This is a genomic window from Klebsiella sp. 141161 (assembly GCF_050600815.1).
Classification (GTDB): domain Bacteria; phylum Pseudomonadota; class Gammaproteobacteria; order Enterobacterales; family Enterobacteriaceae; genus Klebsiella; species Klebsiella aerogenes.
On the sequence record NZ_JAQIRN010000002.1, the window covers coordinates 686,037 to 705,613 of the forward strand.

The 19,577-nt window shown below is 55.1% G+C and carries 22 protein-coding genes; 6 read left to right on the top strand and 16 right to left on the bottom strand.

What is annotated here, in order from left to right; translation table 11 throughout:
• Window positions 1-21: 21 nt before the first annotated feature.
• The 4 genes from glmM to rlmE all read right to left on the bottom strand — a co-directional run bounded on the left by glmM (window position 22) and on the right by rlmE (window position 5,215).
• Window positions 22-1,359 (bottom strand): phosphoglucosamine mutase, encoded by a 1,338-nt coding sequence (gene glmM, locus PGR79_RS07870; RefSeq protein WP_032712585.1) that lies wholly within the window; start codon window positions 1,357-1,359, stop codon window positions 22-24.
• Window positions 1,352-2,200: a dihydropteroate synthase gene (gene folP, locus PGR79_RS07875; RefSeq protein WP_063414636.1), complete on the bottom strand. Its 849-nt coding sequence runs from the start codon at window positions 2,198-2,200 to the stop codon at window positions 1,352-1,354. Before folP ends, glmM begins: the two co-directional genes overlap by 8 nt.
• 351 nt (window positions 2,201-2,551) lie before the next feature.
• The gene (ftsH, locus tag PGR79_RS07880) at window positions 2,552-4,486 is read right to left on the bottom strand and encodes an ATP-dependent zinc metalloprotease FtsH (RefSeq protein ID WP_015369514.1); all 1,935 of its coding nucleotides are present in this window, start codon (window positions 4,484-4,486) and stop codon (window positions 2,552-2,554) included.
• A 99-nt stretch (window positions 4,487-4,585) separates the two neighbouring features.
• Complete coding sequence (rlmE, locus tag PGR79_RS07885; protein ID WP_008806638.1) at window positions 4,586-5,215, bottom strand: 23S rRNA (uridine(2552)-2'-O)-methyltransferase RlmE; 630 nt, start codon at window positions 5,213-5,215, stop codon at window positions 4,586-4,588.
• Between the two features lie 123 nt (window positions 5,216-5,338).
• Here rlmE and yhbY point away from each other — a divergent pair, with 123 nt between their 5' ends.
• Window positions 5,339-5,632 carry a ribosome assembly RNA-binding protein YhbY gene (yhbY, locus tag PGR79_RS07890; protein WP_002918374.1) on the top strand — a complete coding sequence of 98 codons (294 nt, stop codon included), beginning with the start codon at window positions 5,339-5,341 and terminating at the stop codon, window positions 5,630-5,632.
• A 152-nt stretch (window positions 5,633-5,784) separates the two neighbouring features.
• Here the strand turns inward: yhbY and greA are convergent, their stop codons facing one another.
• Window positions 5,785-6,261, bottom strand: a complete 477-nt coding sequence (gene greA / locus PGR79_RS07895; protein WP_045394952.1) for a transcription elongation factor GreA — start codon at window positions 6,259-6,261, stop codon at window positions 5,785-5,787.
• 235 nt (window positions 6,262-6,496) lie between these two features.
• Here greA and dacB point away from each other — a divergent pair, with 235 nt between their 5' ends.
• Complete coding sequence (dacB, locus tag PGR79_RS07900) at window positions 6,497-7,930, top strand: serine-type D-Ala-D-Ala carboxypeptidase (protein WP_047044712.1); 1,434 nt, start codon at window positions 6,497-6,499, stop codon at window positions 7,928-7,930.
• A gap of 45 nt (window positions 7,931-7,975) precedes the next feature.
• On the opposite strand, the gene cgtA is transcribed toward dacB, so the two are convergent.
• The 4 genes from cgtA to rplU form a co-directional block, all read right to left on the bottom strand.
• Window positions 7,976-9,151 carry an Obg family GTPase CgtA gene (cgtA, locus tag PGR79_RS07905; RefSeq protein ID WP_045377966.1) on the bottom strand — a complete coding sequence of 392 codons (1,176 nt, stop codon included), beginning with the start codon at window positions 9,149-9,151 and terminating at the stop codon, window positions 7,976-7,978.
• Window positions 9,152-9,166: 15 nt separating this feature from the next.
• The gene (locus PGR79_RS07910) at window positions 9,167-10,132 is read right to left on the bottom strand and encodes a DMT family transporter (protein ID WP_015369509.1); all 966 of its coding nucleotides are present in this window, start codon (window positions 10,130-10,132) and stop codon (window positions 9,167-9,169) included.
• 99 nt (window positions 10,133-10,231) lie between these two features.
• Entirely contained in the window at window positions 10,232-10,489 is a 258-nt protein-coding gene (gene rpmA / locus PGR79_RS07915; protein ID WP_002434222.1) for a 50S ribosomal protein L27, read from the bottom strand.
• A 21-nt stretch (window positions 10,490-10,510) separates the two neighbouring features.
• Window positions 10,511-10,822, bottom strand: coding sequence for a 50S ribosomal protein L21 (gene rplU / locus PGR79_RS07920; protein WP_015703604.1), 312 nt, complete (start codon window positions 10,820-10,822; stop codon window positions 10,511-10,513).
• A gap of 260 nt (window positions 10,823-11,082) precedes the next feature.
• Here rplU and ispB point away from each other — a divergent pair, with 260 nt between their 5' ends.
• Both ispB and sfsB read left to right on the top strand, forming a co-directional pair.
• Window positions 11,083-12,054 (top strand): octaprenyl diphosphate synthase, encoded by a 972-nt coding sequence (ispB, locus tag PGR79_RS07925; protein ID WP_045394958.1) that lies wholly within the window; start codon window positions 11,083-11,085, stop codon window positions 12,052-12,054.
• A gap of 194 nt (window positions 12,055-12,248) precedes the next feature.
• On the top strand, window positions 12,249-12,521 hold the full coding sequence (gene sfsB / locus PGR79_RS07930; protein ID WP_087859930.1) for a DNA-binding transcriptional regulator SfsB: 273 nt from the start codon (window positions 12,249-12,251) through the stop codon (window positions 12,519-12,521).
• A gap of 62 nt (window positions 12,522-12,583) precedes the next feature.
• On the opposite strand, the gene murA is transcribed toward sfsB, so the two are convergent.
• The 7 genes from murA to mlaF form a co-directional block, all read right to left on the bottom strand.
• Window positions 12,584-13,843 (bottom strand): UDP-N-acetylglucosamine 1-carboxyvinyltransferase, encoded by a 1,260-nt coding sequence (gene murA / locus PGR79_RS07935; RefSeq protein ID WP_045394960.1) that lies wholly within the window; start codon window positions 13,841-13,843, stop codon window positions 12,584-12,586.
• A 54-nt stretch (window positions 13,844-13,897) separates the two neighbouring features.
• The gene (gene ibaG, locus PGR79_RS07940; RefSeq protein WP_015369504.1) at window positions 13,898-14,152 is read right to left on the bottom strand and encodes a BolA family iron metabolism protein IbaG; all 255 of its coding nucleotides are present in this window, start codon (window positions 14,150-14,152) and stop codon (window positions 13,898-13,900) included.
• 136 nt (window positions 14,153-14,288) lie between these two features.
• Window positions 14,289-14,579, bottom strand: a complete 291-nt coding sequence (gene mlaB / locus PGR79_RS07945) for a lipid asymmetry maintenance protein MlaB (RefSeq protein WP_015369503.1) — start codon at window positions 14,577-14,579, stop codon at window positions 14,289-14,291.
• Window positions 14,579-15,214, bottom strand: coding sequence for a phospholipid-binding protein MlaC (mlaC, locus tag PGR79_RS07950; RefSeq protein ID WP_015369502.1), 636 nt, complete (start codon window positions 15,212-15,214; stop codon window positions 14,579-14,581). Before mlaC ends, mlaB begins: the two co-directional genes overlap by 1 nt.
• 18 nt (window positions 15,215-15,232) lie before the next feature.
• Entirely contained in the window at window positions 15,233-15,784 is a 552-nt protein-coding gene (gene mlaD, locus PGR79_RS07955; RefSeq protein ID WP_045378020.1) for an outer membrane lipid asymmetry maintenance protein MlaD, read from the bottom strand.
• Between the two features lie 4 nt (window positions 15,785-15,788).
• A complete protein-coding gene (gene mlaE, locus PGR79_RS07960) occupies window positions 15,789-16,571 on the bottom strand; it encodes a lipid asymmetry maintenance ABC transporter permease subunit MlaE (protein WP_015369500.1) in 783 nt (260 codons plus the stop codon).
• Between the two features lie 7 nt (window positions 16,572-16,578).
• Entirely contained in the window at window positions 16,579-17,391 is an 813-nt protein-coding gene (mlaF, locus tag PGR79_RS07965) for a phospholipid ABC transporter ATP-binding protein MlaF (RefSeq protein WP_015369499.1), read from the bottom strand.
• Between the two features lie 206 nt (window positions 17,392-17,597).
• Between mlaF and PGR79_RS07970 the strand changes: the two genes are divergently transcribed.
• Window positions 17,598-18,575, top strand: a complete 978-nt coding sequence (locus tag PGR79_RS07970; protein ID WP_113373138.1) for a calcium/sodium antiporter — start codon at window positions 17,598-17,600, stop codon at window positions 18,573-18,575.
• Between the two features lie 14 nt (window positions 18,576-18,589).
• Complete coding sequence (kdsD, locus tag PGR79_RS07975; protein ID WP_015369497.1) at window positions 18,590-19,576, top strand: arabinose-5-phosphate isomerase KdsD; 987 nt, start codon at window positions 18,590-18,592, stop codon at window positions 19,574-19,576.
• The last annotated feature ends 1 nt before the right edge of the window (window position 19,577 follow it).

Genomic DNA, 19,577 nt, shown 5'->3' on the forward strand with positions numbered 1-19,577 from the left:
TTAATCACTTAGCTGCGATAGTTATACGCTTTTGACCGCATCGGCGATACGGTGGGCAAATTCCTTCACCTGCGCTTCATGCTCGCCTTCAACCATCACGCGGATCAGCGGTTCAGTACCGGATTTACGCAGCAGCACGCGTCCACGGTTCCCCAGCGCAGCTTCTACTTCGGCAGTCACCGCTTTCACGCTTTCATGCTCCAGCGGATTGCCGCTGCCTTCGGTAAAGCGCACATTGACCAGAATCTGCGGGAACATTTTCATTCCGCTGCACAGATCGTGCAGGCTCATATGATTGCGCACCATCGCCGCCACCACCTGCAGGCTGGCGACAATGCCATCGCCGGTGGTGGTTTTGTCCAGCAGGATCACGTGGCCGGAGTTTTCCGCGCCAATGCGCCAGCCTTTTTCCTGCAGTTTTTCCAGCACGTAACGGTCACCCACTTTCGCGCGGGTAAACGGAATGCCAAGCTGCTTAAGCGCCAGCTCAAGACCCATGTTGCTCATCAGCGTGCCGACTGCGCCACCGCGCAGCTGGCCCTGACGTAGGCCTTCACGGGCGATAATATAGAGGATCTGATCGCCATCGACTTTATTACCTTCATGGTCAACCATGATGACGCGATCGCCATCGCCGTCATAGGCAATACCCAGATCGGCTTTTTCCGCCAGTACGCGAGCCTGCAGCGCGCGTACATCGGTTGCGCCAACCTCTTCGTTAATGTTCAGCCCATCAGGTTCACAGCCCATCGCGATAACCTGCGCGCCCAATTCGCGGAATACATTCGGCGCAATGTGGTAAGTCGCGCCGTGGGCGCAATCCACCACCACCTTCAGCGAGCCGAGGCTCAGCTCATTCGGGAAGGTGCCTTTGCAAAACTCAATATAGCGGCCGGCGGCATCGACGATACGGCTGGCTTTCCCAAGCTCAGCGGAATCAACGCAGGTCAGCTCTTTTTCCATTTCTGCTTCAATCGCTTCTTCGACGTCATCCGGAAGCTTAGTGCCTTCGATGGAAAAGAATTTAATACCGTTGTCGTAGAAAGGGTTATGAGAGGCAGAGATGACGATTCCCGCTTCAGCGCGGAAGGCGCGGGTCAGATAGGCGATAGCCGGCGTCGGCATAGGGCCGGTAAACGAGGCGGACAAACCCGCAGCCGCCAGGCCAGCTTCCAGCGCGGATTCCAGCATATAGCCAGAAATTCGCGTGTCTTTGCCGATAATGATTTTACGTGAACCATGGCGTGCCAGCACTTTGCCTGCCGCCCAACCCAGCTTCAGCACGAACTCAGGTGTAATAGGTGCGTCGCCAACGCGGCCACGAATACCATCGGTGCCAAAATATTTGCGGTTACTCATAACGTTTATTTTCCTTAGCGGCCAGGGTGGCTTCCACCACGCGCAGCGCTTCTACCGTTTCTTTGACATCATGGACGCGAATTATCTGCGCGCCCTGCATTGCAGCAATGACTGCGCAGGACAAGCTGCCGCTCAGCCGTTCCGACGGCCCTACGTTCAACAGCTGACCCACCATCGACTTACGCGACATCCCCACCAGCAGCGGAAGCCCAAAATGATGGAACTCCCCTAGTCGGGCAAGCAGTTCATAGTTATGGGAAAGATTTTTACCGAATCCGAATCCCGGGTCGAGCAACAATTTTTCTTTTGCGATCCCCGCCTGTTCGCAGCGCACAATGTGTTCAGCAAAAAAACGGTCAACATCGGCAAAAACATCTTCGTACTTCGGCGCTTCCTGCATCGTTTTCGGCTGCCCCTGCATATGCATCAGGCACACCGGTAGCCCGGTTTGCGCGGCGGCCTGCAGGGCGCCAGGCTCGGTTAATGAACGGATATCGTTAATGATATGTGCGCCAGCGCGCGCGGATTCGCGGATGACCTCGGCTTTCGAGGTATCAACCGAGATCCAGACTTCAAAACGCTGTGCAATTGCCTCAACCACCGGGATCACCCGCGCCAGCTCTTCCTCGACGCTGACATCCGCCGCGCCAGGTCGGGTTGATTCACCGCCGATATCAATAATAGTCGCCCCGGCGTTAATCATCAGGTTGGCATGCTTAACCGCTTCAATCAGTGAATTGTGGCTGCCGCCATCGGAGAAGGAATCCGGCGTAACGTTAAGGATCCCCATCACATGCGGATGGGAGAGATCGAGCGTTGACCCCTGGGCGTGTAATTGCATGTTTTCTTTCCGCTATGGTTTATACAGTTGTAGTACGGACAGGGCTCGGCCCGCACCATCTTAGAGATTCTGGCGGTGACATCATTCAATTCCTCAAGAGGATAATGAAGCACCGGCGTTTAAATATTCAAAAAATGAATATTATCAGACAGACGGCTCATCCGCGCGTGTTGCAGCCGCCGCCATCCCGAAAACATTTTACGCGATGGACGATAGCACGCCATCGCCATAGTTATGTTCTGAAAGAGGATCCCGCGCAGCCGGTAAAGACGGGCGTATAAAAACAAAAGGGCCGCAGCGGATTAGGCTGCGGCCCTTATTAGTCAGAGCGCTTTAGCAAAGCGTGGAGACTTATTTGTCGCCCAGCTGTTCCGACATGGTATTGCCCGGGTTCGGCGTACGCGGCTCATCAACCGGACGCGGCGCCGTCGGGGTGCCATTGTTGCCAGAGTTGTTAGAAGAACCAGGTTCTTCCCAACCCGCCGGCGGACGAACATCGCGACGAGCCATCAGGTCGTCAATCTGCGGCGCATCGATGGTCTCATATTTCATGAGCGCATCTTTCATCGCGTGCAGAATATCCATGTTGTCGTTCAGCAGCTGGCGAGCACGACCGTAGTTACGCTCAATCAGCGATTTCACTTCCTGGTCGATGATGCGCGCGGTTTCATCAGACATATGCTTCGCTTTCGCGACGCTACGGCCGAGGAACACTTCGCCCTCTTCTTCGGCATACAGCAGCGGGCCGAGTTTGTCAGAGAAGCCCCACTGGGTGACCATGTTACGCGCCAGGTTAGTCGCAACTTTAATATCGTTGGACGCGCCGGTAGAAACATGTTCCGCACCGTAGATAATCTCTTCAGCCAGACGCCCGCCGTACAGAGTGGAGATCTGACTTTCCAGTTTCTGACGGCTGGCGCTGATAGCATCGCCTTCCGGCAGGAAGAAGGTCACACCCAGCGCACGGCCGCGCGGGATAATCGTCACTTTGTGTACCGGATCGTGCTCTGGTACCAGACGGCCGATAATCGCGTGGCCCGCTTCGTGGTATGCGGTCGATTCTTTCTGCGCTTCCGTCATCACCATGGAGCGACGTTCCGCACCCATCATGATTTTGTCTTTCGCTTTTTCGAACTCAACCATCGAGACGACGCGTTTGTTGCCACGGGCAGCAAACAGGGCTGCTTCGTTCACCAGGTTCGCGAGGTCAGCACCGGAGAAACCAGGAGTACCACGGGCAATAATTGCCGCGTCGATATCCGGCGCCAGCGGTACGCGACGCATGTGAACTTTAAGGATCTGCTCACGACCACGAACATCCGGCAGACCAACGACAACCTGACGGTCGAAACGGCCAGGACGCAGCAGTGCCGGGTCCAGAACGTCCGGACGGTTAGTCGCGGCGATAACGATGATACCTTCGTTACCTTCGAAGCCGTCCATCTCAACCAGCATCTGGTTAAGGGTCTGTTCACGCTCATCGTGACCACCGCCAAGACCGGCGCCACGCTGGCGACCGACGGCGTCGATTTCATCGATGAAGATGATGCAAGGCGCTGCTTTCTTAGCTTGTTCGAACATGTCGCGTACGCGAGACGCGCCGACACCCACAAACATTTCTACGAAGTCAGAACCGGAAATAGTAAAGAACGGCACTTTGGCTTCGCCGGCGATAGCTTTCGCCAGCAGCGTTTTACCGGTACCCGGAGGGCCGACCATCAGGACGCCTTTCGGGATTTTACCGCCCAGCTTCTGGAAACGGCTCGGTTCGCGCAGATATTCAACCAGCTCGCCCACTTCCTCTTTCGCTTCGTCGCAACCGGCAACGTCAGCAAAGGTGGTTTTGATCTGGTCTTCGGTCAGCATTCGGGCCTTGCTCTTGCCGAAGGACATCGCGCCCTTTCCGCCGCCGCCCTGCATCTGACGCATAAAGAATATCCAGACGCCGATCAGTAGCAGCATCGGGAACCAGGAAATGAAGATGGAAGCCAGCAGGCTCGGTTCTTCCGGCGGTTCGCCAACCACTTTGACGTTTTTAGTCAACAGGTTGTCGAGCAGCTTCGGATCGTTAACCGGAATGTAAGTCGTGTAACGGTTACTATCTTTCTTGGTAACGTTGATCTCACGTCCGTTGATACGCGCTTCGCGAACCTGGTCCTGATTGACCTCTTGCAGGAAGGTAGAATAATCCACCTTGCGGCCATTCGACTCGCTGGGCCCAAAGCTCTGGAATACTGACATCAGCACAACGGCAATGACCAGCCAGAGTATTAGGTTTTTCGCCATGTCACTCAAGGGATTAACCTCTTATTACAACTGTGTTAAAAACAGCGTCAGGATACTCTATATCCAGCGTCTTTCAAACTTTCGTTTGAAATCTACCGGTTATGGTTTACGCCCGGTCGCTACAATATACACTTCACGCGAACGAGCGCGGGAAGAGTCCGGCTTACGAACTTTGACCTTCGTAAACAGGGAGCGAATTTCTCTAAGATACTCATCGAAGCCTTCGCCCTGGAACACCTTCACAACAAAACTACCACCTGGCGCTAATACATCACGAGACATTTCAAGCGCCAGTTCTACCAGATACATAGCCCGGGGAATATCCACCGCCGGTGTTCCGCACATATTCGGCGCCATATCGGACATGACAACTTGTACTTTACTGTCGCCTACTCGCTCAAGTAACGCTTTCAGGACTAATTCATCACGAAAATCGCCCTGAAGGAAGTCCACACCGACGATTGGATCCATTGGTAAAAGATCGCAAGCGATGATGCGGCCGCTGTTTCCGATCTGCGTAACCGCGTATTGCGACCAGCCACCGGGAGCAGCGCCGAGATCGACTATCGTCATCCCCGGCTTAAAAATCTTGTCACTTTGCTGTATTTCATCAAGTTTAAACCAGGCACGGGAACGTAACCCCTTTTTCTGTGCCTGTTGAACATATTTATCGCTAAAGTGTTCCTGAAGCCAGCGGCTTGAGCTGGCAGAACGCTTTTTACCTGTCATTTAACATTCCCATTCGGGTTCATCGTACTTTACTGCGTAAAAATCGACGCGGTAGTTTGGCGATATATGGGAGATGGCGGTAGAATGACCCGTTTTCAATCCCAACGTAAGCAAAAAAATACGATGAATCTGAGTACTAAACAAAAACAGCACCTGAAAGGTCTGGCACATCCGCTCAAGCCGGTAGTTATGCTTGGCAATAATGGTTTGACCGAAGGGGTACTGGCCGAGATCGAACAAGCGTTAGGGCACCATGAGCTCATCAAGGTGAAGATCGCCTCAGAAGATCGCGAAACTAAAGCCTTGATCGTGGAAGCCATCGTGCGTGAAACCGGCGCCTGTAACGTACAGGTCATCGGTAAAACGCTGGTTCTGTACCGCCCAACGCCAGAGCGTAAAATCTCGCTGCCACGCTAAGAATATCCTGAATCCCGACACAACATTGTGTAAAACGAGGGATTTCTGTGGCCAGGCGAGCAAAATGCCATGCTCCTGACGTTGATAAAAGGCCGCTATGCGGCCTTTTTCCTTTCTTTACAATCTATAAACATCGTAGCGGGAAATACGCCTTACAGGTATTCAACCTTGGTAATTTCGTATTCCACTTCACCACCCGGGGTACGGATAGTGACGACGTCATCCTGCTCTTTGCCGATCAGGCCGCGGGCGATCGGTGAATTCACAGAGATCAGATTCTGTTTAAAATCCGCTTCGTCATCGCCCACGATGCGGTAAGTCTGCTCTTCGTCGTTATCCAGGTTCAGCACGCTGACCGTAGAGCCGAAAATCACGCGGCCATTATTCGGCATCTTAGTGATATCGATAACCTGCGCATTCGACAGTTTTGCTTCGATATCCTTGATACGACCTTCGCAGAAGCCCTGCTGTTCGCGGGCGGCGTGGTATTCCGCATTCTCTTTCAGATCGCCGTGCTCACGCGCCTCAGCGATAGCAGCAATAATCTCTGGACGACGTACGGACTTCAGGAAATCCAGTTCTTCGCGCAGTTTTTCTGCGCCACGTAAGGTCATCGGAATAGCTTGCATTTGTTATACCTCTTTATCATTCCTTCATGGAACGGACGGAGTCGTTCCGCCATCGGTCACGTCTTAGCCATGGCCGAAGCAAAAAGAAAACCGACCCGGGAAACACTCCCCAGGTCAGCAGCAATTTTCAATTTGATACGCATTTTACCCTGAAGTTCACTATGGGTCATCGTTTACTTTACAGGGCGATGCACCGTAGTATGACGGCTTGGTTTCAGGTTGTTAGCGCGAGATTATGCGATTTCCCAGATTTATCATCGGATTGACTGCCGGTATAGCGCTTAGCGCTCAGGCCGCGAATATTGACGAGTACATCAGCCAGCTTCCTGCCGGCGCGAACCTTGCCTTCATGGCGCAAAAGGTTGGCTCCCCGACGCCGGAGATAGACTTTCACAGCCAGCAGATGGCGCTGCCTGCCAGTACCCAGAAGGTGATCACCGCGCTGGCCGCGTTGTTGCAGCTGGGGCCGGACTTCCGCTTCACTACGACGCTGGAAACCAAAGGTTCCCTTGACGGCGGCGTGCTGAAAGGCGACCTGATTGCCCGCTTCGGCGGCGATCCGACGCTAAAGCGTCAGGATATCCGCAACATGGTGGCGTCGCTGAAAAAAGCCGGCGTGCAGCGCATTGAAGGTAATGTGCTTATCGATACCTCGGTTTTCGCCAGCCACGATAAAGCCCCCGGCTGGCCATGGAATGACATGACGCAGTGCTTCAGCGCCCCGCCAGCGGCAGCGATCGTTGATCGTAACTGTTTCTCCGTCTCGCTCTATAGCGCACAGAAACCCGGAGATTTGGCCTTTATCCGCGTGGCCTCTTACTATCCGGTCACCATGTTCAGCCAGGTGCGGACGCTGGCGCGCGGCTCCGCAGAAGCGCAGTACTGCGAGCTGGACGTCGTACCAGGCGATCTCAACCGCTACACCCTCACTGGCTGCCTGCCGCAGCGCAGCGAACCGCTACCGCTGGCGTTCGCCATTCAGGACGGCGCAGGCTATGCAGGTGCGATCCTGAAAGCTGAGCTCACCGATGCGGGTATTACCTACAGCGGCACTCTCTTGCGCCAGACCCTGGCCAACGATCCGGGCACCGTGCTGGCGACGACCCAATCAGCGCCGTTGCACGATCTTCTGCGCATCATGCTGAAGAAATCCGATAACATGATTGCTGATACGGTGTTTCGTACTATCGGCCACGCGCGGATGGGCGTGCCGGGAACCTGGCGCGCAGGTTCCGACGCGGTGCGGCAAATCCTGCGCCAGCAGGCGGGTATTGACCTCGGTAACACGATTATCGCCGATGGCTCAGGCCTGTCCCGACACAACCTTATCGCGCCGGCGACGATGATGCAGGTATTGCAGTACATCGCTCAGCACGATAACGAGCTCAACTTTATCTCGATGTTGCCGCTTGCCGGACACGATGGTTCACTGCAGTATCGCGCCGGTCTTCATCAGGCGGGCGTAGACGGTAAGGTTTCGGCGAAGACCGGTTCTCTGCAGGGGGTATATAACCTGGCAGGTTTCATCACCACCGCCAGCGGGCAAAAGATGGCTTTCGTGCAGTACCTCTCCGGCTACGCGGTGCCGCCGGGTGACCAGCGCAACCGCCGCATACCATTGGTGCGCTTCGAAAGTCGACTGTATAAAGATTTGTACCAGAACAACTAAAAACAAAAGGGCCGCATTGGATGATGCGGCCCTTTTTACTCAGGATTAACGTTTGTAGATGAATTCGACGCCTTCTTCGTCGTCTTCGTCCCAGTCGTCATCCCAGTCTTCGTCATCTTCTTCCAGTTCGGCTTCTTCAAGCTGCTGACGGTGATAGTCGTCCCACATGAACTCGACTTTCTCCGGCTTCTGCTCTTCTTCCGCCTGCACGATTGGGTTTTCGATGATAAAGGTCATCACGTCCCAGCACAGGTCTTTAACGCCCTGCTGGCTGGCCGCGGAGATCAGATAGAATTTATCTTCCCAACCCAGCGCTTCGGCGATGGCCTTCGCTTTGGCTTCAGCCTCCGCTTTGTCCATCAGGTCAATCTTGTTGAAGACCAACCAGCGCGGTTTAGAGGCCAGCTTCTCGCTGTATTTCTCCAGTTCGCCGATGATAATGCGCGCATTCTCAACCGGATCGGAACCGTCGATAGGCTCGATGTCGATAAGATGCAGCAGCACGCGGCAGCGCTCGAGGTGCTTAAGGAAGCGAATACCAAGGCCAGCGCCTTCCGCCGCGCCCTCAATCAGCCCCGGAATATCGGCGACCACAAAGCTCTTCTCGTTGTCCATACGCACCACGCCCAGGCTCGGCACCAGGGTGGTAAATGGATAATCGGCTACTTTCGGCTTCGCCGCGGAGACCGCGCGAATGAAGGTGGATTTACCGGCATTCGGCATCCCCAGCATCCCCACGTCGGCCAGCAGCATCAGTTCGAGCTGCAGATCGCGCTTATCGCCCGGCGTACCCATGGTTTTCTGACGCGGGGTACGGTTAACGGATGATTTGAAGCGCGTGTTGCCCAGACCGTGCCAGCCGCCTTTTGCGACCATTAAACGCTGACCGTGCTTGGTCATATCGCCCATGGTCTCGCCGGTCCCCTGGTCGATGACGCGGGTCCCTACAGGCACTTTCACCGTAACATCTTTACCGCGTTTACCGGTGCAGTCGCGGCTCTGACCGTTCTGTCCGCGTTCTGCGCGGAAAGATTTTTCGAATCGATAGTCGATCAGGGTGTTGAGGTTCTCGTCCGCTTCCAGCCAAACGTCGCCGCCGTCACCGCCATCACCGCCGTCAGGGCCGCCTCGCGGAATATATTTTTCGCGGCGGAAGCTAACGCAACCATTGCCGCCGTCACCTGCTACGACCAGGATCGTTGCTTCATCTACAAACTTCATTTTACTCTCCGTAAATCATTCGCCTGAGCGGGGCAGCGGTACAACCGCCTCTCGCTTGCGCCAACGTCCCCAAAGACGATGGCCAATGGCGGAATACATCGCGCCCGCAACCACGACAAACGCACCGAGATAACCAATCAGGTTTAACATCGGTCTGGCGAAAACATCGGGCCAGGCCATTGATAATAAATCAGAAAACAGTAGCGTAAACAGTGGCGTTAAGGTAATTAACGCGCTGACCTGCGCCGCCTGCCAGCGCGCCATGGCTTCCGCCAGCGCCCCGTAGCCGACCAGGGTATTCAGCCCGCAAAAAATCAGGCAAGCCAGTTGCCAGTCGCTCAGTTGGGAGATAACCCCCGGTTTAGCGAGCGGCAGTAAAGCAATCGTACATAAAGTGTACAGCAAAAATAGTATCTGCTGTGATGCCAGGCGCCGCAATAACACCTTTTGCGCGACTCCGTAGCTTACCCACACCGTTGCCGCTGCGACACCAAAAATTACCCCCCACGTGTAGTCCGTGAGACGGGTAAAGATTTCAATCAGGCTGGTGTTGAAGAACATCACCAGCCCGCTGAGCAACATCAGCGCCCCCACAACCTGGGTACCACGCATGCGCTCTTTCAGAATCACAACGCTTGCCACCATCATACCGACCGGCGATAGCTGGCCGATGACCTGGGAGGCCGTTGGACTGAGATATTGCAGGGAAGAGCTGAACAGAATGAAGTTACCGAACAAACCGCCGGTAGCAATCGCTAATAAAACCAACCAGCGCGGCTTGCGAAAAATTCGCAGCGGCGGCAGCTTGCCTTTGATGGCGAGGATCGCGCCAAGACCAATACTGGCCATCAAAAAGCGATAAAAGACCACCGTTGGCGGCTCCATCACTTCGAGAACCTGCTTCATTGCAATTGGCAGTGCTCCCCAACACATCGCGGTGGTTAGCGCCAAAAGAATGCCAATGCCGGCCTGCTGCTTCATGATGCCCGTTTTCCCTGCAGAAATTTTTTCCGGGATTCTAATGTAAAAAGCCCCGCAACGTGTTGCGGGGCTTTCATCCGTCACCAGGACGCGAAAAACTTATTCAGCAACGATGCTGATGAATTTACGGTTTTTCGGGCCTTTAACTTCGAACTTGACTTTACCGTCAGTCAAAGCGAACAGAGTGTGGTCACGGCCGCAACCAACGTTGGTGCCAGCGTGGAATTTAGTACCACGTTGACGAACGATGATGCTACCTGCCAGAACTGCTTCACCGCCGAAACGTTTTACGCCCAGACGTTTAGCTTCTGAATCGCGACCGTTACGAGTCGAGCCGCCAGCCTTTTTATGTGCCATTTAAATCTACTCCCTCAAGTCTTAGGCGCTGATGCCAGTGATTTTCACATCAGTGAACCACTGACGGTGGCCTGCTTGCTTACGATAGTGTTTACGACGACGAAACTTAACGATTTTAACTTTCTCGCCACGACCGTGAGCAACAACTTCAGCTTTGATCACGCCGCCCTCAACGAAAGGAACGCCGATCTTGATTTCTTCACCGTTTGCGATCATCAGAACTTCAGCGAATTCAACAGCTTCGCCAGTTGCGATGTCCAGCTTTTCCAGGCGAACGGTCTGACCTTCGCTTACTCGGTGTTGTTTACCACCACTTTGGAAAACCGCGTACATATAAAACTCCGCTTCCGCGCACCTCTTCGTGTGATTCAGAGTGCGCTATAAATATTCACAATAGGGCGCGAATATTACGCAAAACGCGACCCTTTGACAAGAGCGATCATCGATCAACGCAGAAAAAAAACACAACTTTCACGCTAACGTTTATCTGCGCTGATTTTTCAGTACAATCATATCTTCTTTTAATTCTATCTTAATCCTTCTGTGATCCCACCTGGATTCGCGGTAACAGGACATTTGGCCCGGCTTTTGCGATGAATTTAGAAAAAATCAATGAGTTAACCGCGCAGGATATGGCGGGTGTCAATGCGGCAATCCTTGAGCAGCTCAACTCAGATGTTCAGCTTATCAATCAGTTAGGCTACTACATCGTCAGCGGAGGCGGTAAACGTATTCGTCCGATGATCGCCGTGCTTGCAGCTCGCGCGGTCGGCTATCAGGGGAATGCGCACGTCAACATTGCCGCACTGATCGAATTTATTCATACCGCGACCCTACTGCATGACGACGTCGTCGACGAGTCCGATATGCGCCGCGGCAAGGCGACGGCCAATGCCGCATTCGGCAATGCCGCCAGCGTACTGGTGGGCGACTTTATCTACACCCGCGCCTTCCAGATGATGACCCGTCTCGGTTCGCTGAAGGTGCTGGAAGTGATGTCGGAAGCCGTAAACGTCATCGCCGAAGGCGAAGTCCTGCAGTTGATGAACGTCAACGACCCGGATATCACGGAAGAGAACTATATGCGGGTCATCTACAGTAAGACCGCCCGTCTGTTCGAAGCCGCTTCGCAGTGTTCCGGCATCCTGGCTGGTTGCAGCGCGGAAGAAGAGCAGGCGCTGCAGGATTATGGCCGTTACCTCGGCACCGCGTTCCAGCTGATTGACGATCTGCTGGATTACAGTTCCGATGGCGAACGCCTTGGCAAAAACGTCGGTGATGACCTGAACGAAGGCAAACCAACGCTGCCTCTGCTGCACGCGATGCATCACGGTACCCCGGATCAGGCGGCGATGATTCGCGGCGCTATCGAGCAGGGGAACGGGCGCCATTTGCTTGACGCGGTACTTGAAACCATGGCGGCCTGCGGTTCGCTGGAGTGGACGCAGAAACGTGCGGAAGAAGAAGCCGATAAAGCTATCGCCGCGCTGCAGGTTCTGCCGGATACGCCGTGGCGCGAGGCGCTCATCGGCCTTGCCCATATCGCCGTTCAGCGCGACCACTAATCCCCCCTTTCTCCCGCGCGCATTGCGCGGGAGAGTTCCAATAAAATCCAATATCCTTCAAATGACGCCAGAAACCTTAATATATTCTGAATATACAGGAACAATAAGGGAACTTGTTAAAACCATATAAGAACCAGGGTATAGTATTCCAGCCGTCCGTATTGACGCGCAGACAGTTATCACCGGGAGAATTTATGGATAAGTTCATCGACTGGCATTCAGCGGATATTATTGCCGGCCTTCGCAAAAAGGGGACGTCGCTCGCAGCTGAGTCGCGACGTCACGGTTTAAGCTCTTCTACGCTTGCCAACGCGCTAACCCGTCCGTGGCCAAAGGGCGAATTGATTATTGCTAACGCGCTGGGAACCGAGCCGTGGGTTATCTGGCCATCGCGTTATCACGATCCCATTACCCATCAGTTCATCGACAGAACGCAGATGATGCGTCAGAAGAGAAATAAGACCTAATGTGAGGGAGAGCTCGATAACAGCCCCCGGACGGACGTCAGAGGGCTGCTACCGAAGCGGGATTACTCGCCTTTGACGCGTTCGATATTCGCGCCCAGAGCCTGCAGTTTATCTTCGATGCGCTCATAGCCGCGATCGATGTGATAGATACGGTCGACGATGGTCGTCCCTTCCGCAATACAACCCGCCAGCACCAGGCTTGCAGATGCACGCAGGTCGGTCGCCATGACCTGTGCGCCAGACAGCTTCGCGACACCATGGCAAATCGCGGTATTGCTTTCAATTTCCGCGTGCGCGCCCATACGGATCAGTTCCGGAATGTGCATGAAGCGGTTTTCGAAGATGGTTTCGGTGATAACGCCAGTCCCTTCAGCCACCAGGTTCAACAAAGTGAACTGAGCCTGCATGTCGGTTGGGAAACCCGGGTGCGGCGCGGTACGCACGTTGACCGCTTTCGGACGGTTACCGTGCATATCGAGGCTAATCCAGTCTTCACCGACTTCAATATCCGCGCCAGCTTCACGCAGCTTCGCCAGTACCGCATCCAGGGTATCCGGCTGCGCATGGCGGCACATAATTTTACCGCCGGAGATCGCCGCGGCAACCAGGAAGGTACCGGTTTCGATACGGTCCGGCAGTACGCGATAAACGCCGCCACCCAGACGCGCGACGCCTTCGATGGTGATACGGTCGCTGCCCTGGCCTTTGATTTTCGCACCCAGCGCGTTAAGGAAGTTGGCGGTATCGACGATTTCCGGCTCGCGCGCGGCGTTTTCGATAACGGTGGTGCCTTCAGCCAGCGTCGCCGCGCTCATGATAGTCACGGTCGCGCCTACGCTCACCTTATCCATCACGATGTGCGCGCCTTTCAGACGCCCGTTGACTGACGCCTTCACATAACCTTCTTCCAGTTTGATTTCCGCGCCCAGCTGTTCCAGGCCGGTAATGTGCAGGTCGACCGGACGCGCGCCGATAGCGCAGCCGCCCGGCAGAGAAACCTGGCCCTGGCCGAAACGCGCCACCAGCGGCCCCAGCGCCCAGATGGAAGCACGCATGGTTTTCACTAAATCGTACGGAGCACAGAAAACATTTACCGGGCCAGCATCGATCCATACGGAACCATTGCGCTCAACCTTCGCGCCCAACTGACTCAGCAGCTTCATGGTGGTATCGATATCTTTCAGCTTCGGTACGTTCTGGATTTCAATCGGCTCTTCGGCTAACAGCGCGGCAAAGAGGATTGGCAGGGCAGCGTTTTTAGCGCCGGAAATGGTGACCTCGCCCTGCAGGCGAGTCGGCCCCTGAACACGGAATTTATCCATTGATTCTGTTCTCGGTTAAAAATTCATCAATGCTGTAGGGAACATCCCTACAGCTTAAAAGCCATTAAGTTTGCGATCGCGCGCCCATTCTTGCGGGGTAAACGCTTTGATCGACAGCGCATGAATGCGATTGTCGGCAATATATTCCATCAGCGGCGCGTAGATAGCCTGCTGTTTTTTTACCCGGCTCATGCCGTCGAACATCTCACCCACAGCGATAACCTGAAAGTGGCTGCCATCGCCAGAGACGTGGACTTCCTGAAGGGAGAGTGCGTTCATCAGCACGGTCTGAATTTCATGATTTTCCATGGGATCAAATTTTTCTGAGAGTGAAAACAGCCCAACATCTTAGAGGAAAGTGGCGCTGTCTTAAACAAGCAAAAAGCCCCATCGAACAGATTGATGGGGCTTTCAGAATAGCTTCAGCATTAACTCACTGAAAAAATTACGGGATCATGTCCGCCGGAAGGTTGTAAAGACTGACCAGCGTTTGCAGGTTTTCGCTTTTCCCCACCACTTGCGCCGTTTTGCCCTGCCGACGTACCAGCGCGACAAAATGAACCAGTAACGCCACCCCGGCGCTATCGACCCGTGAAACGTCGCTGAGGTCGATAGTGGATACGCCGTCGGTCGCCTGCGCGCGTGCATTCCATAGCGGCAGTATAAATTCCTGATCCAGTTCGCCGCGCAACGCCAGGCGTTCACCGTCGCGGTTCCAGCTCAGTTGTTCACTCATTATTTTTTCTGATCCAGAGTGATCGGCTGGGCTGAAATAGCTTTCAGCTGCGCGGTCAGACCATCAACGCCTTTCGTACGCAGCAGGTCGCTCCACTCGTTTTGTTTGGTGGTGATCATGCTGACGCCTTCGGCGATCATGTCATAAGCCTGCCAGTTGCCGGTTTGGGTATTCTTACGCCACTGGAAGTCCAGACGTACCGGAGGACGGCCGTTCGGATCGAGGATAGTGACGCGAATCGGAACGATGGTTGCGCTGCCCAGCGGCTGTTCAGGCGCAATTTGGTATGTCTGGCCGTGATACATCGCCAGCGCCTGACCGTAAGCCTGTTTCAGATACTCGCGGAAGGCGGCGAAGTAGGCTTCACGCTGTGCAGGCGTCGCCTCTTTGTAGTAACGGCCCAGCACCAGCGCACCGGCGTATTTCACCTGCACGTAAGGCAGCAGTTCCTGATCGACGATATCACGCAGATAGTTCGGGTTCGCTTTGATCTTCGGCTGTTCGTTCTTCAGACGATCGAAGGTCTTCTGCGCCGCCTCGTCCATCAGCTTATACGGGTTAGTTTGATCCGCGGCATGCGCGGCGGTCAGTGGAGCAATCACCAGCATGGCGACCATGAGTAAGCGTTTAAACATATCTTGTCTCTCCTGAAATTAATGCGTCATGCCGGCCTGCGGCGTAGCGTCAGTATGACCCTCAGCCGCCGCCTTATCATTGTCAGAATTCTGATTATCGCCGCCCTTGCTGTTATAGAGGAACTGGCCTATCAGATCTTCCAGCACCATCGCGGACTTGGTGTCCTGAATCGTACCGCCGTCTTTAAGAATAGCGGTGCCCAGCTCCGGGTCTTCGAAACCGACGTTCAGCGCAAGGTACTGCTCCCCGAGCAAACCAGAAGTACGAATCGCCAGCGAACTGGTATCCGGAATGTGGTTGTAGCTTTCGTCGATATCGATGGCAACGCGCGGCAGATAGGTTTTTGGATCGAGGGTGATATCCGCGACGCGACCAACCACCACGCCGCCAATACGCACCGGTGAACGCGCTTTCAGGCCGCCGATGTTATCGAAGGTCGCATAAAGACGATAAGTCGGTTCGGTACGTAACGAGGTCACGTTTGCCGCCTTCAGACAGACAAACAGCGCCGCCAGCAGCGCTGCCAGTAAGAACACACCTACCCAGATCTCATTTTTTTTCGTTTGCATGAACTTAATTCCCAAACATCAGCGCAGTCAGCACAAAATCCAGCCCCAGAACCGCCAGCGACGAATGCACCACGGTGCGCGTCGTTGCCCGGCTAATCCCAGCGGAAGTGGGGATAGCGTCATAACCATTGAATAACGCAATCCAGGTTACCGTAACGGCAAAAACCAGACTTTTAATCAGGCAGTTAACCAGATCCATTCGCCAGTCGACGGCGTTTTGCATCGCGGTCCAGAAGAACCCCGCGTCGATGCCTTTCCAGCTGACGCCAACCAGCGAACCGCCCCAGACGCCCACGGCGACGAAAATGATCGTCAACAGCGGTAGCGAGATGACTCCGGCCCAGAAGCGCGGCGAAATCACCCGGCGCAGCGGATCTACCGCCATCATTTCCATGCTGGAGAGCTGCTCGGTCGCCCGCATCAGGCCAATCTCGGCGGTTAACGCCGAACCGGCTCGTCCGGCGAACAGCAGCGCGGCCACCACCGGCCCCAGCTCGCGCAGCAGCGACAGCGCCACCAGCATACCCAGACTGGTCTCTGCGCTATAGGTCGTTAATACCAGATAGCCCTGCAGCCCCAGTACCATACCGATGAACAGCCCCGAGACGATAATAATCAGCATCGATAGCACGCCGACGTTATACAGCTGGCGTACCAGCAGCGGCGCATGCTTGCGAAATTCCGGCTTGCCCACCACGGCATTAAATAGCATTAATCCGGCGCGCCCGAAGGTCGCGGTGGTTTTGATGCCGCGGTGTCCGAGCGCTGCCAGCGCATTAAATAGCATGAGTCGTTTAACTCCCTTTGCCTAATAAATCATGGTGGTAATCGCCCGCAGGATAGCGGAACGGCACCGGGCCGTCAGCGATGCCATCAATGAACTGGCGCACGCGCGGATCGCTATTTTCACGCAGCGATTGCGCGCTGCCGTGGGCAACGATTTTCTTATCCGCCACAATGTAGGCGTAATCCGCAATGCTCAGCACTTCCGGCACGTCGTGCGATACCACAATGCAGGTCACTCCCAGGGTACTATTTAGCTCTGAGATAAGTTTAACCAATACGCCCATGGTGATGGGATCCTGTCCGACGAAGGGTTCGTCAAACATGATCAGATCCGGCTCAAGGGCAATCGCCCGCGCCAGCGCCGCGCGCCGCGCCATCCCGCCGGAGAGCTCCGAAGGCATCAGTTTCGCCGCGCCGCGTAACCCAACCGCTTCCAGCTTCATCATGACGGTGGTATGCAGCAGCGCATCCGGCAACTGCGTATGTTCACGCAGCGGGTAAGCTACGTTATCAAACACGTTCATATCGGTGAATAGCGCGCCGGACTGAAACAGCATGCTCATGCGTTTACGCACGGTATACAGCCGCGAGCGCGTCATTTGCGGCACGTTTTCGCCGTCAAACAGGATCTCGCCGCTGTCCGGCGGGATCTGGCCGCCTATCAAACGCAGCAGGGTCGTCTTGCCGATCCCCGATGGCCCCATAATGGCGGTAATCTTGCCGCGAGGCACCGATAGCGAGATATCATCGAAGATGACGCGGTCGCCCCGAGAGAAACGAATACCGCGAACCTCGACTAAATTCGCCAGAGTTTGGCTCATAAAATCATCCTTACTAAACCTTCGGGCTAAGCATGGCGCTTTCTTTCACCACAAACCCAACATTTTTACAGAATCTTACCTGCCCGGGTTAGCGAAAGCTGGCATTTGTTTTACTTTTGCCACACATAAAGTCAAAATTAAGAATTCGTTACGCTGCGTACGGACGGCCAGCGAGGCGACGATTATACCTGAAGAAAGGACTTTAGATGCTCTTAGCAACGGCTCTGTTAATAATTGGTTTACTGCTGGTAGTTTACAGCGCCGATCGTCTGGTATACGCCGCTTCAATACTGTGTCGCATGATGGGGATCCCGCCGCTCATCATCGGCATGACTGTCGTGAGCATCGGTACCAGCCTGCCGGAGATCATCGTTTCCACCGCGGCCTCCCTTCACGGGCAAACCGATCTGGCGATCGGTACGGCGTTGGGATCCAATATTACGAATATTCTATTAATTCTCGGTCTTGCCGCCCTGCTCCATCCATTTACCGTGCATTCTGATATCCTGCGCCGCGAATTGCCGTTAATGTTGCTGGTTAGTTTACTGGCGGGATTTGTGCTCTACGATGGCCAGCTGTCGCGTCTGGATGGTCTGTTTTTACTGGCGCTGGCCATACTATGGCTGGTATTCACTCTAAAAATAGCGCGCCTGGCGGAACGTCAGGGCAGCGATAGCCTGACGCGGGAACAGCTGGCGGAGCTGCCGCGCGGCGGTTCGCTGCCCGTCGCCCTGCTGTGGCTCGGGGTGGCGATGATCGTCATGCCGATGGCCACCCGCATGGTGGTGGATAACGCCACGGTGCTGGCGAACTATTTCGCCATTAGTGAACTGACGGTCGGCTTAACGGTTATTGCTATCGGCACCAGCCTGCCGGAACTGGCCACCGCCATCGCCGGCGCACGAAAAGGGGAAGACGATATCGCCATCGGGAATATCATTGGCGCCAATATTCTTAACCTCGTGCTGGTGCTCGGGCTACCGGCGTTAATCGCCCCTGGCGCCTTCCCTGCCGAAGCTTTTACGCGCGACTACAGCGTGATGCTGCTGGTGAGCGCGATCTTCGCGCTGCTGTGCTGGCGGCGTAAACGGCAGCCGGGTCGCGTAGCGGGCGCCTTGCTGGTCGGCGGCTTTATGGTTTGGTTGGCGCTGCTGTTTTGTTCAGCGCCGTACTTCGTTGAATGAATTGGGATAACATCATGTCGCAAATAGATTTGCCAACGGATTTTGACTTTCAACAGGCAGGACGTCAGGTTCTGGAAATTGAACGTGAAGGTCTGGCCCAGCTCGATCAGTATATTAATGAAGATTTCACCCGCGCCTGTGAGACGATTTTCCGCTGCGGCGGTAAGGTCGTCGTGATGGGTATGGGCAAATCCGGTCATATCGGGCGCAAAATGGCAGCGACCTTCGCCAGTACCGGTACCTCGGCTTTTTTTGTCCACCCCGGTGAAGCCGCGCACGGCGATCTGGGGATGGTGACGCCGCAGGATGTGGTCATCGCGTTATCTAACTCCGGTGAATCCAATGAAATCCTGGCGTTGATTCCGGTGCTTAAACGCCAGCAGGTGCCGCTTATCTGCGTCACCAGTCGTCCGGATAGCAGCATGGCGCGCGCCGCCGATATTCATCTGTGCGTGAAAGTGCCGAAAGAAGCCTGTCCGCTAGGTCTGGCGCCGACCTCCAGCACCACCGCCGCGCTGGTGATGGGCGACGCCCTCGCCGTGGCGCTGCTCGAAGCGCGCGGCTTTACCGCCGAAGATTTCGCCCTGTCGCACCCCGGCGGCGCACTCGGTCGTAAGCTGCTGCTGCGGGTCAATGATATTATGCATACCGGCGACGAGATCCCCCACGTCGGCCTGCAGGCTACCCTGCGCGACGCGCTGCTGGAAATCACCCGCAAAAATCTGGGCATGACGGCCATCTGCGATGACGAGATGAATATCATCGGCATCTTCACCGACGGCGATCTGCGCCGCGTCTTCGATACCGGCGTCGATATGCGCAACGCCAGCATCGCTGAAGTCATGACTCCAGGCGGGATCCGCATTCGTCCGGGCATGCTGGCGGTAGATGCGCTCAACCTGATGCAGTCCCGCCATATCACCTGCGTGCTGGTTGCCGATGGCGACCGACTGCTAGGTGTGGTACATATGCACGATCTGCTGCGCGCTGGCGTAGTGTAAG